Origin of the sequence: Pseudomonas sp. P179 (assembly GCF_000478485.2) — a bacterium.
Classification (GTDB): Bacteria; Pseudomonadota; Gammaproteobacteria; order Pseudomonadales; family Pseudomonadaceae; genus Pseudomonas; species Pseudomonas aeruginosa.
In genome coordinates, this window is sequence record NZ_KI517354.1 from 5,114,860 (window position 1) to 5,130,911 (window position 16,052).

17 protein-coding genes are annotated in these 16,052 nt (G+C 65.6%); 8 read left to right on the forward strand and 9 right to left on the reverse strand.

Translation table 11 applies throughout. The features are described from left to right. The first annotated feature begins 56 nt into the window (after positions 1–56). The gene (locus tag HMPREF1224_RS35865) at positions 57–1,307 is read left to right on the forward strand and encodes an OprD family porin (RefSeq protein WP_003112533.1); all 1,251 of its coding nucleotides are present in this window, start codon (positions 57–59) and stop codon (positions 1,305–1,307) included. Between the two features lie 98 nt (positions 1,308–1,405). After that, positions 1,406–1,681, forward strand: a complete 276-nt coding sequence (locus tag HMPREF1224_RS45685; RefSeq protein ID WP_010793902.1) for a zinc ribbon domain-containing protein — start codon at positions 1,406–1,408, stop codon at positions 1,679–1,681. Between the two features lie 2 nt (positions 1,682–1,683). Here HMPREF1224_RS45685 and HMPREF1224_RS35870 read toward each other — a convergent pair whose 3' ends face one another. Then, positions 1,684–2,160, reverse strand: a complete 477-nt coding sequence (locus HMPREF1224_RS35870) for a GreA/GreB family elongation factor (protein WP_003112531.1) — start codon at positions 2,158–2,160, stop codon at positions 1,684–1,686. Between the two features lie 174 nt (positions 2,161–2,334). On the opposite strand from HMPREF1224_RS35870, the gene HMPREF1224_RS35875 reads away from it, so the two are divergent. The 5 genes from HMPREF1224_RS35875 to rmuC all read left to right on the forward strand — a co-directional run bounded on the left by HMPREF1224_RS35875 (position 2,335) and on the right by rmuC (position 8,630). Then, on the forward strand, positions 2,335–3,828 hold the full coding sequence (locus HMPREF1224_RS35875; RefSeq protein ID WP_003086325.1) for an L-piperidine-6-carboxylate dehydrogenase: 1,494 nt from the start codon (positions 2,335–2,337) through the stop codon (positions 3,826–3,828). 55 nt (positions 3,829–3,883) lie between these two features. Next, a complete protein-coding gene (locus HMPREF1224_RS35880; RefSeq protein WP_003112529.1) occupies positions 3,884–5,170 on the forward strand; it encodes an L-pipecolate oxidase in 1,287 nt (428 codons plus the stop codon). 72 nt (positions 5,171–5,242) lie between these two features. Then, positions 5,243–5,611, forward strand: coding sequence for an antitoxin Xre/MbcA/ParS toxin-binding domain-containing protein (locus HMPREF1224_RS35885; protein WP_003086329.1), 369 nt, complete (start codon positions 5,243–5,245; stop codon positions 5,609–5,611). Between the two features lie 134 nt (positions 5,612–5,745). After that, on the forward strand, positions 5,746–6,501 hold the full coding sequence (locus HMPREF1224_RS35890; protein WP_003112528.1) for an RES family NAD+ phosphorylase: 756 nt from the start codon (positions 5,746–5,748) through the stop codon (positions 6,499–6,501). 767 nt (positions 6,502–7,268) lie between these two features. Next, positions 7,269–8,630 (forward strand): DNA recombination protein RmuC, encoded by a 1,362-nt coding sequence (gene rmuC, locus HMPREF1224_RS35895; protein ID WP_010895536.1) that lies wholly within the window; start codon positions 7,269–7,271, stop codon positions 8,628–8,630. A gap of 154 nt (positions 8,631–8,784) precedes the next feature. On the opposite strand, the gene quiP is transcribed toward rmuC, so the two are convergent. The 4 genes from quiP to HMPREF1224_RS35915 all read right to left on the reverse strand — a co-directional run bounded on the left by quiP (position 8,785) and on the right by HMPREF1224_RS35915 (position 12,961). Further along, the gene (gene quiP / locus HMPREF1224_RS35900) at positions 8,785–11,328 is read right to left on the reverse strand and encodes an acyl-homoserine-lactone acylase QuiP (protein WP_003112526.1); all 2,544 of its coding nucleotides are present in this window, start codon (positions 11,326–11,328) and stop codon (positions 8,785–8,787) included. 122 nt (positions 11,329–11,450) lie between these two features. Then, positions 11,451–12,092, reverse strand: coding sequence for a glutathione binding-like protein (locus tag HMPREF1224_RS35905; protein ID WP_003112525.1), 642 nt, complete (start codon positions 12,090–12,092; stop codon positions 11,451–11,453). Between the two features lie 166 nt (positions 12,093–12,258). Beyond that, positions 12,259–12,459: an SEC-C metal-binding domain-containing protein gene (locus HMPREF1224_RS35910; RefSeq protein WP_003081984.1), complete on the reverse strand. Its 201-nt coding sequence runs from the start codon at positions 12,457–12,459 to the stop codon at positions 12,259–12,261. 7 nt (positions 12,460–12,466) lie between these two features. Further along, positions 12,467–12,961 (reverse strand): LEA/WHy family protein, encoded by a 495-nt coding sequence (locus HMPREF1224_RS35915; protein ID WP_003081986.1) that lies wholly within the window; start codon positions 12,959–12,961, stop codon positions 12,467–12,469. 314 nt (positions 12,962–13,275) lie between these two features. Here HMPREF1224_RS35915 and HMPREF1224_RS35920 point away from each other — a divergent pair, with 314 nt between their 5' ends. Beyond that, positions 13,276–13,836 carry a hypothetical protein gene (locus HMPREF1224_RS35920; RefSeq protein ID WP_003081987.1) on the forward strand — a complete coding sequence of 187 codons (561 nt, stop codon included), beginning with the start codon at positions 13,276–13,278 and terminating at the stop codon, positions 13,834–13,836. 119 nt (positions 13,837–13,955) lie between these two features. Here the strand turns inward: HMPREF1224_RS35920 and HMPREF1224_RS35925 are convergent, their stop codons facing one another. From HMPREF1224_RS35925 to HMPREF1224_RS35940, 4 genes are all read right to left on the reverse strand, one after another. Further along, positions 13,956–14,576, reverse strand: a complete 621-nt coding sequence (locus HMPREF1224_RS35925; RefSeq protein ID WP_003081997.1) for a trimeric intracellular cation channel family protein — start codon at positions 14,574–14,576, stop codon at positions 13,956–13,958. An 82-nt stretch (positions 14,577–14,658) separates the two neighbouring features. Then, the gene (locus HMPREF1224_RS35930; protein WP_003082000.1) at positions 14,659–14,976 is read right to left on the reverse strand and encodes a hypothetical protein; all 318 of its coding nucleotides are present in this window, start codon (positions 14,974–14,976) and stop codon (positions 14,659–14,661) included. Continuing rightward, positions 14,976–15,449 carry a YchJ family protein gene (locus tag HMPREF1224_RS35935; protein ID WP_003082003.1) on the reverse strand — a complete coding sequence of 158 codons (474 nt, stop codon included), beginning with the start codon at positions 15,447–15,449 and terminating at the stop codon, positions 14,976–14,978. The genes HMPREF1224_RS35930 and HMPREF1224_RS35935 overlap by 1 nt, the downstream gene beginning before the upstream one ends. Positions 15,450–15,451: 2 nt before the next feature. Further along, on the reverse strand, positions 15,452–15,949 hold the full coding sequence (locus HMPREF1224_RS35940) for a DUF6231 family protein (protein WP_003086343.1): 498 nt from the start codon (positions 15,947–15,949) through the stop codon (positions 15,452–15,454). Between the last annotated feature and the right edge of the window lie 103 nt (positions 15,950–16,052).

Genomic DNA, 16,052 nt, shown 5'->3' on the forward strand with positions numbered 1-16,052 from the left:
GGCAGGGAGTGGCCGCGGCGCCGTGTTTATCCACTGACGACGAAGAGACAACAACAATGAAAATTCTTCCCGTTCCGATGCTGGCCGCGGGGCTGGCGTTGCTGCCGTCGTTCGCCCAGGCGGAGTTTTTTGCCGACGGCAAGGCCGGCCTCGAACTGCGCAATTTCTATTTCAATCGCGACTATCGCCAGCCCGGCGCCAGCCAGTCCTATTCGGAGGAGTGGGCGCAGGGTTTCCTGTTGCGCTACGAGTCCGGCTACACCGAGGGGCTCTTCGGCCTGGGTGTCGATGCGCTGGGCCTGCTGGGTGTCAGGCTGGACTCCTCGCCAGAGCGATCCGGTAGCGGTCTGTTGCCGTATTCGACGAGCGACCGGCGCGCCGCCCACGACTATTCCAGCCTGGGCCTGACCGCCAAGCTACGGGTCTCGCACAGTACGCTGAAGATCGGCACCCTGATGCCCAGGCTGCCGGTGGTGCAGTTCAACGACACGCGCCTGCACCCGCAAACCTTCCAGGGCGGACTGCTGGAAGTGAACGAGATCGACGGGCTGGCGCTGCAGTTCGGCCAGCTGCGCCAGGTCAAGCAGCGCGACTCGACCAACGCCGAAGACCTCGGCATCACCCGCGGCAACAAGCGCAACGTACTGGCGGGCCGGCACCCCGGCAGCGACCGCTTCGACTTCGCCGGCGGTACCTACCGCTGGAGCGAGCGCCTGAGCAGCAGCTACCACTACGCCAACCTGGAGGATTTCTACCGTCAGCATCATCTCGGCGTGCAGCACCTCTTGCCGCTCGCCGATGACCAGTCGCTGAAGTCCGACATCCGCTGGGCGCGTTCCACCGACGAGGGCGGCAGCCGCGTCAACAATCGCGCGCTGAATGCGCTGTTCACCTATCGCCTGGGCGGCCACGCCTTCGGCCTCGGCTACCAGCGCATGTCCGGCGACAGCGGCTTCGCCTACCTGGCCGGGACCGATCCGTATCTGGTCAACTTCGTGCAGATCGGCGATTTCGCCAACAAGGACGAGCGCTCCTGGCAGTTGCGCTACGACTACGACTTCGCCGCCATCGGCCTGCCCGGCCTGACATTCATGAGCCGCTACCTGCGTGGCGAACACATCGACCTTCTGGACGGCGGTGGGCGCGGCAAGGAATGGGAGCGGGACACCGATATCGCCTACCTGGTGCAATCGGGGCCGTTGAAGAACCTGGGGATCAAGTTGCGCAACGGCACCTTCCGCAGTGATTTCGGCAACGACATCGACGAGACCCGGCTGATCGTCAGCTACGCGTTGCCGCTGTGGTGAAGCGGACTTGAGTTTCCCGATGTTTCCGCGCCATTGACCCTGTAGTGGCTACAGCCTTTTCACTGGAAGCCGTCAGATCCAGACGAGAGGGTTGTGCCATGGGGTTCTTCGAACGGTTGTTGATGGGTGGGCGTCATCATGGACAGGGCGGTGGTCATCACGGCGGCGGTCATCACCGCGGTCAGGGCGGCTATCCGCCGGCGCCAGTCGCGGTGGGAATGGCCTGTCGCGCCTGCCGCACCGCGAATGCGGCGACGGCACGATTCTGCCAGGGCTGCGGCGGCGCCCTGGCGCCGCTGCGCTGTATCGCCTGCAGCGCCGATCTCGCGGCGGGCGCGAAGTTCTGCGGCGCCTGCGGTGCGCCGCAGCAGTAGCCTCAGTCGACGGCGAGGATTTCCACCGCAAGGGGGGAGTCCTTCGCCCCGGTCTCGTCGCCCGGGTGCCTGCCGATCAGGCTCTGGCCCAGTGGCGAGCGAGGCGTGATGACCAACACCTCGCGACCTTCGCAATCGATCTTCAGCCCGGCCGCCTCGGGGCCGAGGAACACTGTTCGCCGGCTGCCGTCGGCGTTCAGCAGGGTGACCAGCGCGGTGAGCTGGATGCCCTGTTCCTCGTCGAAATCGCGCAGCACCAGGTTGCGGTACAGGCCCAGCGCCTGGCGGATCTCCTCGACCCGGCGCGACTGCCCGGCGGCCAGGTAGGCCGCTTCCAGGCCGAGGGTGTCGTACTTGTTCTCGGCGACGTTCTCTTCGTGGGTTGCCGTCTCATGGGCGGTCTGCGCGGCGCGGACGGCGACTTCCAGGTCCGCGGCGAGCTTTTCCGTGATCAGGCGCAACAGCTTTTTCTTGTCCATGTCGGGTAGGCGGGGGCTGGCCGGCGAAGGCGTGCATGGTACGGGAAAGACGGCGGATCGCGACAGCTCGGAGCCAGTATGAAAACTCGGAATGACGTGGCGAATAAAGGTCGTTTGTCGCTACCGGGCAAACCGACTAAAACGAGCGGAAACGAACAGCCAGGAGAACCTCACATGATCGACGGATTGCTGCGCAGTCTCGGCCTCGACCCCAATGCCTTTCGCGATGGCGAGCTTGCCGTGCATACCCCCATCGACGGCAGTCGCCTGGCTGCGGTGCGACTGGAGGGGCGCGCCGCCGTTGCCGCCAAGGTCGAGCGCGCCGAACAGGCGTTCCGCGCCTGGCGCCAGGTGCCGGCGCCGCGCCGTGGTGAACTGGTGCGGCTGTTCGGCGAGGAATTGCGTCGGCACAAGGCCGAACTCGGCGAACTGGTGTCCTGGGAGGCGGGCAAGATCACCCAGGAAGGCCTCGGCGAAGTCCAGGAAATGATCGATATCTGCGACTTCGCGGTGGGCCTCTCGCGCCAGTTGTACGGTCTTACCATCGCATCCGAGCGTCCCGGCCACCACATGCGCGAGACCTGGCACCCGCTGGGCGTGGTAGGCGTGATCAGCGCGTTCAACTTCCCAGTCGCGGTGTGGTCGTGGAATACCGCGCTGGCGCTGGTCTGCGGTAATTCCGTGGTCTGGAAGCCTTCGGAGAAGACCCCCCTCACCGCACTGGCCTGCCAGGCACTGTTCGAGCGTGCCGCGCGGGCCTTCGGCGGCGATGCGCCGGCGCACCTGAGCCAATTGCTGATCGGCGACCGCGAGGCCGGCGAAGCGCTGGTGGACGACCGTCGCGTCGCCCTGGTCAGCGCCACCGGCAGCACTCGCATGGGGCGCGAAGTGGCGCCGCGGGTGGCGGCGCGTTTCGCTCGCTGCATCCTCGAACTGGGCGGCAACAACGCGATGATCCTGGCGCCAAGCGCCGACCTCGACCTGGCGGTGCGCGGCATCCTGTTCGGCGCGGTGGGCACCGCCGGGCAGCGCTGCACCACCTTGCGCCGGTTGATTGCCCATGAGTCGGTGAAGGACGAGATAGTCGAGCGCCTCAAGGCAGCCTATTCCAGGGTCCGTATCGGTCATCCGCTGGAGGGCAACCTGGTCGGGCCGCTGATCGACGAACGCAGCTACCTGGCCATGCAGGACGCCCTGGCGCGAGCCCGCGAGCAGGGGGGGCGGGTGTTCGGCGGCGAGCGGCAATTGCAGGAGCGCTATCCGGATGCCTACTACGTGTCGCCGGCCATCGTCGAGATGCCGGGACAGACCGAAGTGGTGCGCACGGAGACCTTCGCACCGATCCTGTACGTGGTCGGCTACCGCGATTTCGACGAGGCCCTGCGCCTGAACAACGAGGTTCCCCAGGGACTGTCGTCGTGCATCTTCACCACCGACCTGCGCGAGGCGGAACTGTTCCAGGGCGCGGCGGGCAGTGACTGCGGGATCGCCAACGTCAACATCGGCACCAGCGGGGCGGAAATCGGCGGGGCGTTCGGCGGCGAGAAAGAGACCGGCGGCGGTCGCGAGTCCGGCTCGGACGCCTGGAAGGCCTACATGCGACGGCAGACCAACACCGTCAACTATTCCCGCGAGCTGCCGCTGGCACAGGGCATCACCTTCGATTGAACGGGGCGCGGCGGGCTCCCGCCGCATGGCAATTAGGCTGGCAGCGGAGTCGCGCATGGGCGGTTTGCAGCAACGGTGTCTGTGGGAAGTGGTTACGCCTCGCCTGTCCGGAGCGGCGAGCCTGAACGGCGAGCAGCGCGCCGACGTATGTGTGATCGGCGCCGGTTTCACCGGGCTTTCGGCGGCGCTCCACCTGCTGGAGGCCGGCCGTTCGGTGTGCGTGCTGGAAGCGTACGAGGTCGGCCACGGCGGGTCGGGACGTAATGTCGGATTGATCAACGCCGGCACCTGGATTCCCCCGGACGAGGTGGTCGCCACCCTCGGCGCCGAGCAGGGAGAAAAGCTCAACGCCGTGCTGGGGCGGGCGCCGGCGCTGGTGATGGAGACCATCGAACGCCTCGGCATCGATTGCCAGTTGCGCCGCGAGGGTACCCTGCACATGTCGCACAACGCCAGCGGCGTGGCCGATCTGCAACGCCGTCACGCGCAGTGGACGCGCCGCGGCGCTCCGCTGGAGTTGCTGACCGGCGCGGCTTGCCACGAGGCCTGCGGCACCCGGCGAATCAGCGCGGCGTTGCTCGACCGACGCGCCGGCACTCTCAATCCCATGGCCTATTCGCGCGGACTGGCCACCGCCGTCGTACAGCGGGGCGGCCAACTGTACCAGCGCTCGCCGGTGCTCGCCCTGGAGCGGCAGGGCGCGCTGTGGGCGGTGCGCAGTAGCGCGGGGGCGGTACTGGCGGAACAGGTGGTGATCGCCTCCAACGCCTATACCGAGGGCGAGTGGACCAACCTGAGGCGGCACTTCTTTCCCGGCTACTACTACCAGGTGGCTTCGGCGCCGCTGCACGGCGCCGCGGCCGAGCGCATCCTGCCTCACGGCCAGGGTTCCTGGGATACCAGGACGGTGCTCAGCAGCATTCGTCGCGATGCCCAGGGTCGCCTGTTGCTGGGAAGCCTCGGCAATGGCGCGAACAAGCCCGCCTGGTTCCTGCGGCAATGGGCCGATCGAATCCAGAGCCATTACTTTCCCGACCTGGGCCAGGTCAACTGGGAGTACAGCTGGACGGGTTGCATCGCCTTCACCCCCGATCATCTGATGCGCCTGTTCGAGCCTGCGGAAGGCTTGCTGGCGGTGACCGGCTACAACGGACGCGGCGTGACCACCGGTACGGTAGTGGGCAAGGCGTTCGCCGACTACTTGCTGAGCGGCGAGCGAGCGACATTGCCGTTGCCGTTCAGTGACATGAAGCCCGTCCCCGCGGCCAGGCTGCGCAGTTGCGCCTACGAGATGGGTTTTTCTCTCTATCACGCCGGTCAATGCTTGCGCGTGGTTCTCTAGGCTCGACCGAATCAAGGTGTGTTTTCAGCAAAATAATGATAGTTTGTTGTAAACACACATGAGGAGGTCGTCATGAGCGCTCTCATCAAGGAACGTCCCAGCGCCGATGCCGTCCTGGCCAAGGCCGTCCTGGCCGCGCGCGAGCAATTGGGGCTGACGCAGCTCGAACTGGCCGGCATCGTCGGCGTCGATCGCAGCGCCATCAGCCGCTGGAAGACCCAGGGCTTGCGGGTGGACAGCAAGACCGGCGAGCTGGCTCTGCTGCTGGTGCGAGTCTATCGCGCACTGTATGCCCTGTTCGGCGGGCAGCAGGAGGACATGCGCCACTTCCTGCGCACTCCCAACCATCACCTGGCGGGCGAGCCGCTGGCACTGATGGGACAGGTGCAGGGCCTGGTTCATGTGCTGGAATACCTCGATGCGATCCGCGGCAAGGTCTGATACCCGGCGCGCCTGTACGGGGGCCTACGCCTGTCACGGAAAAGGCTGGCAGCCAGAGGCGACAAGCCTGGCTGAATGGAGACTGCGGTGCCGCTACGCTGGCATCCGACACCACAGGAAGCGAGGGGCGGAAGGTGAGCGAGATCTGGCGACAGTGCAAGGGTGAGCGGCATATCCGACCGCTCCAGGGGCGCCTGGTGCGGTTGGTGGAGAGCCAGGAGCAGGTGGCGACCCTGCAATTGGTCGACACCCTGGAAGAACAGGCGTTGCTCGAGGAACTGCTCGAGTCGAGCAAGCCGCCGGTGCCGGCGGATGCCGAGCCATTGCATTACCTGTTGAAGACCCCGTTCCGTTATCCGCCCTTGCGCTGGGGGTCGCGGTTTGGCCGTCGCCACGAGCCAAGCCTGTTCTACGCCGCGCTGAAGCTGGAAACGGCCATGGCCGAAAGCGCGTATTACCGTTGCGTCCTGTGGAGTGGCATGGTGGTGCCGCCACCGAGCGGGAGGATTCTGTCCGAGCACGCTTCGTTCGAGGCGGGCTGGAAGGTGGAGCGGGGAATCCGTCTGCAGGCGCCGCCTTTCTCCGATCACGAGGCTGCGCTGACCGACATCGCCGACTACCGCGCTCCCCAGGAACTGGGAAGTGCCATGCGCAGCGCCGGGGTGCAGGCATTCGAATACCGTTCGGCGCGTTGCCCGGAGCGCGGCTGCAATGTCGCCCTGTTCACGCCCGCGGCCTTCACCGAAAAGCGTCCTCGCAACCTGACGCCCTGGCTGTGCGAAACCACGGCCGGTTACGTGGCCTTCAAGCCGGCGCATGTGCCGGGGTCGCCGAAAATCTTCTCCTGGGAGCTGTTCCTGGTGGACGGAAAGTTGCCGCATCCGGCGTGAGTGGAGGGGGCTCGGTTGCCAGCGATCCGGGGGCACCGTCTGAAGGCCGCCACCTGCCTGTTGGGCAGGGCTGGCCTGCATGCCCCGAGGGAAAGAGCGGCTGAGGATTTCGAACGGCATTGCCCTGCAATGGGGCGGCAAGAGGCTTCGGCGAAAATTTGTGCACAAATGGAAAGCAGCTTGTCAAGGGTTGAGAGCGTTAGGCTCTAAACGCTTGATTTTTCATGTTTGAAACGTAACTTATTGAAAAATAACGATAAAAATAGTTGGTGAAAAAATCGTCAATCTGTCCCATAGCCCCACTCCATCGGGGGTTCGGCAGTTTTTTAGGGGCTTTTCCACTGGGTTATCCACAGGATCTGTGGATTTCCCAAGCGCTTGCTCGACAGCACATCGCACGCTCCAAGGCAAGCCCTGTAGCCGCGACAAAAATGCCGTGGAAGCAGAAATGTCCTGGCGGCGAAGGGCGCAGGGCGATGGCTTCCGTTACGGAAGTATCTGAGATGTCCTGCGCATGGGGTACGCACAGCTCGGAAGCGGAGTGCTCGTTCGGCGCGGCGCTATTCGCTCGACGGTCTTTTCCCAAGAACCTAGAATCCGCTGCACGCGCGCCTGCCAGGCGGGTGTTGCGTCGTTTTCCGCTGGAGTGCCCCATGCCCGTCGATCTACCGAACCTGTTGCTTGGCCTGCTGGCTGCCGCGATTCCCCTGGCCGGCCTGGCATGGCAGCTACAGAGAAGGGCCAGCCTGGCGGAGCGCGAGATAGCCTTGCTCGGCGAGCGACTGGCGACCGCGCAACTGGCCCAGGACGGGCTGAATGCGCAGTTGGAGACCAGCAGGGAGGCTTACCAGCAACTCGGCGAGCGCCATGCCAGGTTCGCCGGTGAGGTCGCCGCGCTGCGTCGGGAAGCCGAGTTGATGGGGGAGGAGCGGCAACGGGCGTCCCAGGCGGAGGCACGTTGGGCCAGCGAGCGCCAGGGCCGGGAAGAGGAATTGCGTCGCCTGGCTTCCGAACGGGCTGCGCTGGCTGCGGAACTGCGCGAGCAGCAGGAAAGCCACCAGCAGCGCCTGACCGACCTGCAGTCGGCCCGCGACGAGTTGCGGGCACAGTTCGCCGAACTGGCGGGAAAGATCTTCGACGAACGCGAACAGCGTTTCGCCGAAACCAGTCAGCAGCGCCTGGGGCAGATGCTCGATCCGCTCAAGGAGCGCATCCAGGCGTTCGAGAAGCGGGTGGAGGAAAGCTACCAGCAGGAAGCGCGCGAGCGTTTCTCCCTGAGCAAGGAACTGGAGCGTCTGCAGCAGCTCAACCTGCGCCTGGGCGAGGAAGCGACCAACCTGACCCGCGCGCTCAAGGGCCAGAAGACCCAGGGCAACTGGGGCGAACTGGTGCTGGAGCGGGTGCTCGAGCATGCGGGCCTGGAAAAAGGCCGGGAATACGAGACCCAGGTCAGCCTGAAGGGCGCCGAGGGCGAACGCTTCCAGCCGGACGTGCTGATCCGCCTGCCCGGCGACAAGCAGGTGGTGGTGGATGCCAAGGTCAGTCTCACGGCCTACCAGCAGTACATCGCCGCTGACGACGATCTGCTGCGCCAGCAGGCGCTGAAGCAGCACGTAACGTCGTTGCGCAACCATGTGAAAGGCCTCTCCGGCAAGGACTATCGACGCCTGGAAGGGTTGCACAGCCTCGACTTCGTCCTGCTGTTCATGCCGATCGAGGCGGCTTTTTCGACGGCCCTGCAGGCCGAGCCGAACCTGTTCCAGGACGCCTTCGCGCAGAATATCGTGATCGTCAGCCCGACCACCCTGCTGGCCACCCTGCGGGTAATCGACAGCCTCTGGCGCCAGGAGCGGCAGAACCAGAATGCGCGGGAAATCGCCGAACGTGCCGGTTCGCTGTATGACAAGTTCGTGCTCTTCGTCCAGGACCTCGATGAGGTCGGTTCGCGCCTGCAGCAACTGGACAAGGCCTATGCCGCGGCGCGCAACAAGCTCACCGAGGGACGTGGCAACCTGATCAGTCGCAGCGAGCAACTCAAGCTGCTCGGTGCCCGCGCCAGCAAGAGCCTGCCGACGGACTGGCTGGACCGGGCGCTGGTGGCGCCCGTGGAAGAGGCCGGAGAGGAGTGAGATCAGTTCGATCCCGTGCCCGGGCTTTCGAGAAAACGGAGGCTTTCCGGGAGGGGGATAAAAGAAGGGCGTCCGGAAGGACGCCCTGAAGATGATCATGGAGTAAGTCGGCTGTTCAGAGCCACGGCGCGGAGGAAAGTTCCGCGCCGTCCGTTCAGCGAGCGGGAGTGAGCGTCAGCCGCTTGTTGCCGTAAACGCGATCGAGGTTCTGTGGCTGGAACGGGAAGCTAACGTAGCGCCCCTTGAGCCAGGCGTCGATACCGTCGGCGTAGTGCGGGCTGGCCGGATTGCCGGATTGGCCGCTGCTGTTCACGCCGATCATCGGTTCGCTCTGGCCGAAGTCGACGATCAGCCGCATCGCCGGGATCAGCCAAGTGTCGAAGTCCTGGCCCCAGCCGTAGGCCGATACGTCCAGCGTGGTGTGGTCGCCGCCGGCCGGATAGGGTCCGCGATCGAGATAGCCCTTGATCGCGCCGAGTCCGGCGCGCTCGCCGGCGCCCAGGTAGGGGGCCATTTTCGAGCTGTCGCTCTGCCATTCGTAGGTGTGCAGCTTGCCCCATTGCCAGGCCTTGCGCTCGCTCCCCAGTCGCTGTTCGCAGAACTCCACGGCGGCGGCGAGGCTGCGCGCGAGGATTGCCGGCTTGTCCTCCTTCTGCGGAGTGCGGGTATCGTCCCAGAACGGACTGTCGTCGCGCCCGAGCAGGTGGTCGGCTTGCGCCGAGTAGGAGAGGTTGGCGGTCTCGACGAAGGCTTTCCAGGCAGGGCCGTCCTCCGGTCCTAGCTCGTCGAGGAATATCTGCCTGGCGCTCTCGTGGAGGAAGGCGCCGTACAGCGCGGCGTCGCTGGAGCTGGCTGTCAGCTTGCCGTCGAACGCCATCAGCCGGTCGTAGGCCTCCCGCGCCCGGCTGCGTTGCGCCTCCGGCAAGGCGTCGATGGCCTGGCGCAGCGGCAGCGCCATGCCGGGATTGTCGAACATGGCTTGCAGCTTGGCGACGAACAGCGAGGTCTGGTCGTACTGCATGCGGATCATGCTCTGGGTGTCGTGGCTCTTGCTGGCACCGGCGAGCTGGGCGATGCGCTCGGCGCGCTCCGGGTAGTACCAGGAATTGGACAACTGGGCGCCGTAGCCGGGCTGCACGGTGCGGTGGTTGGCGGTACCCAGCCAGCCCTGCTGCGGGTCCTGGTCGGACGGGTGGAGGATCGGGTCGGCATAGCCATCCCAGTCGTAGCGGCCGTCCCAGCCAGGGGAGGGCAGCAGGCCACGACCTTCCTTGCGGTTCGGATAGCGTCCGGTGACCTGCCAGCCGATGTGCTTTTCGTCGGCGAACACGATGTTCAGCGGCATCGCGCGAATCTCGCGGGTGGCGTCGAAGGCCTGCTCGATGGTCTTGGCCCGCGACAGGTCGAAGAAGCCGTCCAGGGTCTTGTCGGCTTCCTGCTGGATGCTCCGGTAGGCCAGTCCGTAGCCGCTCTTCAGCGGCAGCGGCTGGAGGATGTTCTTGCGCTCGCCCAGGGCGCTGTTGAGCAGCGGGCCATGGCGGGTTTCGTGGATGACCTCGCGGATCGGCCGCTGGCCCTTGATGAAGAAGGTTTCCTGGCGTTCGCGGGTTGGCTGCCACTTGCCGTCGGCCAGGTAATAGAGCCGGTTGCCCTGGCGTCGCAGCTGTTCCAGGTAGAGATCCTGGTTGTCGCCCAGGACCATGGTCATGCCCCAGGCCAGCTTGCCGTTGAAGCCCGCCACCACGCCCGGCAGACCGGCGATGGAAACGCCCGCGGCCTGGTACTTGGGCGAGCGGATCTGCACGTAGTTCCACACCGACGGCATGCTCAGCGGCAGGTGGGTGTCGTTGGCCATCAGGCTCTTGCCGCTGCGGCTGCGTTGCGGCGCGATAGCCCAGTTGTTCGAGGCGGCGACCCCGAGCATGCTCAGCGCTGCGACCTGCCGCGCCGCGCCCTCGACGCCCGCGAGGCCGGGAACCTGCCCGTCCAGGCGCAGGCCCTTGAGCTTTTCCGCCTCGTCGAACGGCAGGTTTTCGTCGGGATAGGTCGGCGTCAGCCAGGCCAGCTTGTCGCTGCCGACCTTCTGCGCGAGCGTCAGCGAGGCGATTTCTTCCTGCAGGTTCACCGCCAGGCCGAAGTTGAGCAGGGCGAAGACCAGCGCCGAGTCCTCGGGCTTCCAGTATTCCGGACGGTAGCCGGACTGGGCCAGGTCCATCGGCAGCTTGTCGCGATAGCGATACAGGTAGGCGTTGACCCCGCGCGCGTAGACCTCGAAGAAGCGTTGCAGGCGCGGCGAGGCGTTCCTGTACTGGATCTCCGCAGCCTGGCGCAGGTTCACGGTACGCATGAAACGGTCGATCTCCAGCGCGCCGGGGCCGACCATCTCGGCCAGCCGTCCCTGGGCCAGCAGGCGCAGGCTGACCATCTGGCTCAGGCGGTCGGAGGCGTGTACGTAGCCCAGGGCGAACAGCGCGTCATGGAAGGTGCCGGTTTCGATCAGTGGCATGCCCAGCGCGTTGCGCCGGATCGATACGTTTTGCGCCAGGCCCTTGATCGGTTGTACGCCGGAGGTCGGCGGCAGGCTGTCGGCGTAGCGATCGTCGAGCCAGGACTGGCAACCGGCCAGGCCCAGGAGGGTGCCGAAGGCCGCGGCGGCGCCGCAACGGGGAAGAAAACGCATGAAGGCTGGCGAGGCCATGGGGTGGGGGCTCCTGCGGGAGTGGTCGCGTCGAGAGGCGCTACGTTAGTGAGGAGCGCAGGGCTGCGCAAGCTCCGCCTGCGGTCGTCCGCGAGGACGTCCGCAGGCCGGCTCGGGACTCGCTACTTCGGCGGATTGATGCGCTCCACCAAAGCATAGGCGCGTTGCGTCGCCGGACGCTGGCGAATGCTCTCGAACCAGCGCTGCAGGTGCGGGAAGTCGGCGAGATCCTGCTCCTGCCACTGGTGCGGGACGATCCACGGATAGATGGCCATGTCGGCGATGCTGTAGTCGTCGCCGGCGACGAAGGCGCGGTCCGCCAGGCGCTGGTCGAGAACGCCGTACAGGCGCGCGGTTTCCTTGACGTACCGGTCGATGGCGTAGGGAATCTTCTCCGGGGCGAAGCGGTTGAAATGGTGGTTCTGCCCGGCCATCGGCCCCAGCCCGCCCATCTGCCAGAACAGCCACTGCAGGGTTTCCTGGCGCGCGCGCAGGTCCTTGGCGAGGAAGCGTCCAGTCTTTTCCGCGAGATAGAGCAGGATGGCGCCGGACTCGAACAGCGACAGGGGAGCGCCGCCGTCGGCCGGTTGGCGATCGACGATGGCGGGAATCTTGTTGTTCGGCGACACCTTCAGGAAATCCGCCTGGAACTGGTCGCCCTGGCTGATGTTGATCGGATGGATGGCGTAGGGCAGGCCGGTTTCTTCCAGGAAAAGAGTAATCTTGTGGCCGTTCGGGGTGGTCCAGTAGTACAGGTCGATCATCGGTGCGTCTCCGGCTCGTCGATGGGCTACGAACGGAAGACTCTACGCCAGGAACGTAGGTTCGATGCAAACCGCTGTCGCGCATGACGCCCCGGCGGGGCTGGTGGCGCGCCAACGAAAAGGCCCGCTGCTCAGCGGGCCTTCGGATGCCGGCGCGTGCGAAGGGTCAGGCGCCGTGGCACTTCTTGAATTTCTTCTCGCTGCCGCAGGGGCAGGGATCGTTGCGGCCTACGGCCTTGAGCGGATTGCGCACCGGCTCGTGGCTGTGGTTGCAGTGCGGACCATGGACATGACCATGGCCATGATCGTGATGATGATCGTGGTCGTGGTTGCAGTTCGGGCCGTGTACGTGGGGTTCCTGACTCATGGTGGACCTATTCTGGGATGAAATCGCCGGGAATTATCTCGCCATTTCGTCTCAGGTGCACGCTGCGGCCGAACATCAGTCCGGTCTTCACTTCGCCTTGCAGGCGGTAGCGGATCGGCTCCTCGGGACGCTCGAGGAGCTTGACGATGTATTTCATGTGGCGCCAGAGATTGGTTCGCACCGGCACGTCGAATACCTCGTGGCCGTGGGCGGGAACCGTGAACCACTGGCCGGACTCGCCTTCTGCGAGCTGGATGTCGTTCAGTTGCACGGCGTACTGCAGGCCGCGTACCGGCAGGCTGAAATCGTTGGGGTTGTCGATGCGGAAGCGCATCACGAACTCCTGTTCCAGCAAGCGTGCCTTGACCACTTCCACCTTCAGCAGCTTGACGTCGGGGTCTTCGAAGCTGCCGGTCATCCAGCTGCAGCCCGAGAGATGGGAGAGAACTCCCCACGCCATTATTAGGCTGATAATTCTTATCATTTGCGCCTGGTAATTCATGCTATTCCCCCCGAGACGCCCCAGTTTAACAAGCAGTGATTGTGCTGCAACTTATTGTTGTATAGAGGAAAGATGTTTCAGGTACAGGCCTGTGTCCATATGTTTCCCATAGCGCAGTCGGGGGAGCATGGAGAAGCGCGTACGCCCGTGCAAGTCTTCCCGTCGGCTGGCGTGACCGGCTCGGCTAACCTGAACGGACCCGCCGGCCGATTTGCCGGACCCAGTCACTCCACGCGTGGCTGTCGATGGGTACAATCGCTCGACGAAACGCCAGGGCCGCCATGCCGAGCGGCCCTTCACTCGGAGAGATGCCAATGAGCCGCTTTGAAATCGCCTTTTCCGGCCAGTTGGTCGCCGGCGCCCGTCCCGAGGTGGTCAAGGCCAACCTGGCCAAGCTGTTCCAGGCCGACGCGCAGCGTATCGAACTGCTGTTCTCCGGCCGCCGGGTGGTGATCAAGAACAACCTCGATGCCGCCTCCGCGGAAAAATACCGCAGCGTGCTGGAGCGAGCGGGAGCGATCGCCGTGGTCGCCGAGATGGAGGTCGAGGAGGTGGTCATGGCGCCGCCGCCTGCGCAGACGACTCCCGTGGAGGCCCCGCAGACCCGCGCCGCTACTGGTACCAGCGCGCCCGCCGGACGCTTGCAGGTAGCGCCGCGGGACGGCTACATGGCGGCGTTCGCCGAGGTCGATGCGCCGGATTTCGGCCTGGCTCCGGTAGGCGCCGACCTACAGGACGCCAAGGCCGAAGCCGAGGCGCCGAAACTCGACCTGAGCCGCTTCAGCGTCGCCCCGGTCGGTAGCGACATGGGCCAGGCACGCTCCGAGCCAGCGGCTCCGGCTCCGGACACCAGCCACCTGCGCCTGCAGGACTGAGGCGGGCAGCGGCCTGCGACAAGCCAGGGCGTGGGGCGGATAACCGCGTCGCGAGGCCGTGGCATCGGGGACAGGCGAGGGGTTGGAGGAACGCGTCGGCCAGGGGGCAGGCGCTTGCTTCAGTGGTCGAAATCGTCCTGGTAGACGAACTTGGGCATTTCCCAGTGGAAGCGGATGGCCAGCAGGCGGAACAGGAAGCCGCTGAACAGGGTGATCAGCATCGCCTGCTCGGAAGGCAGTTCCAGCTCCACGCAGATCAGGTAGCACCAGGCGCTGGCGAAGGACACGCTGGCATAGAGTTCGCGGCGGAATATCAAGGGTACGTCGTTGCACAGGATGTCGCGGAGAATGCCGCCGAACACCCCGGTGATCACCCCGCTGATCGCCGCGATCAGCAGGCTGTGGCCCATTTCCAGGCTGACCTGGCAGCCGATCAGGGTGAAGGCCACCAGGCCAACCGCGTCGAGTACCAGGAACAGCGAGCGCAGGTGGCGCATCAGCGGCGCGATGAACACTGTCACCAGCGCGGCGACTGCGGTCAGCGCCAGGTATTCCGGGTGACGGACCCAGGTCAGCGGGTAATGGCCCAGCAGCATGTCGCGTACCGAGCCGCCGCCCAGGGCGGTGACGCAGGCGATCAGCACCACGCCGAACAGGTCCATGCTGCGCCGGCCGGCCGACAGCGCACCGGTCATGGCTTCGGCGGTGATGGCGATGATGTAGAGCACGGTCAGCAGCATGGGGATGGAGCCCGGATGAAAAGGCTGCGCATTCTACCCGAGCGCTCGTCAACGCCCAAACCGCGCAGCCTGGCGCAGCATCTCAGGCGTGCATGCGCAACCAGAAGCGTTCCTGGCAGGCGTTGACGAAGTGCTTGTAGCGTGGGCTGATTTCCTGCCCGGCGGAATCCAGCACTTCGTAGCCGATCCAGCATTCCTCGCAGGCCCCGCTGCTCGGCAGGAGGTCGCGCTCGCAGTGCTGGCGCAGGCGCACGCCGTTGTCGAAACGGTAGAGCGCTTCGCAGCTGTGGATCTCGACGCCGTCCTCGCAGCGCTGTTGCTCTTCGACCTGCGCATCGCTTATCGAGACCGGCGAGGGCAGGGCATGGATGGCGCGGATATAGCTGGCGAGCGAATGCATCAGGTGATCCACGGACCGCAGCATTTCTTCAGCTTGCCGCCGGCGCCGCAGGGGCAGGGATCGTTGCGGCCGAGTTTCAGGGCCACGGTCGGATCGAGGAAGTACCAGCGACCGTTGCGCTGGACGAAGCCGGAACATTCGCGATGGGCATGTTCCCCGTCGGCGTCGTGCCAGCGCGCGACGAAGGTGACTCGCGCATGCTCCGGCTGGCCGCCGAGCACCTCGTGGTTTTCCACCTCCAGACCGAGCCAGGTGCTGCCGTGGCTCCAGGCGCGGATGCCGTCGAGATCGAGGCCGGCCTGTTGCGCCGGCAGCGTGGTGTCGCGCAGATAGTCCACCAGTCCGAGGGCGTAGGCGCTGTAGCGCGAGCGCATCAGGGCTTCCGCGGTAGGCGCGGGATGTCCCTGGTGATAGCGGCCGCAGCAATCGTCGAGCGGGTCGCCGCTGCCGCAGGGGCAGGAGGGTTGGGTCATGGTTACCACCAGTACTTGCCGAAGTTTTCCGGGTTGGCCCAGAACTTGGCGTTCAGCCAATCGGGGACCTGCTTGTATTCGTACAGGTCGTAGGTGTACAGGGTCAGCGTCTGGCCTTCGCGCTGGAAGCGTTCGCTGTTCTGCATGGCGAGGGCGAAGAAGTCGGTTTCCTGCCAGTCGCTGGCCTCGAGGTCGACCAGTACGGCGACCCGGCTGGCGTTCAGGTTGCGCACGCCCGCGAGCAACTGCAGACCGGTGCGCTGCGGCAGGTGTTCCAGGCAATCGACGAACAGCGCCAGGTCGAAGCGCTGGCCGGCCAGTTCGGCGGGCAATGCCGCCGCCGGGCTGTGCGCCAGTTGGCACTGGGGATGGTTGTGGATGAAGGCCTCCACCGCCGGCAGCCGGCTGGCGCCGACCAGCAGCAAGCGCTTCGGCGCGTAGCGGGCGAGCAACGCGGCCAGGGCCTGCTGCGGGGTGCGGGGAGAAATCGGTTCGCTCATGGGAAAACACTCTCCTGGGATTCGCCAAGACTAGCCTGAAGCGCCTGCATGGCCTAGTGCTGGCGCTTTTTTCGGCTGGGGTCTTTACTCCCTATTTGTCGGT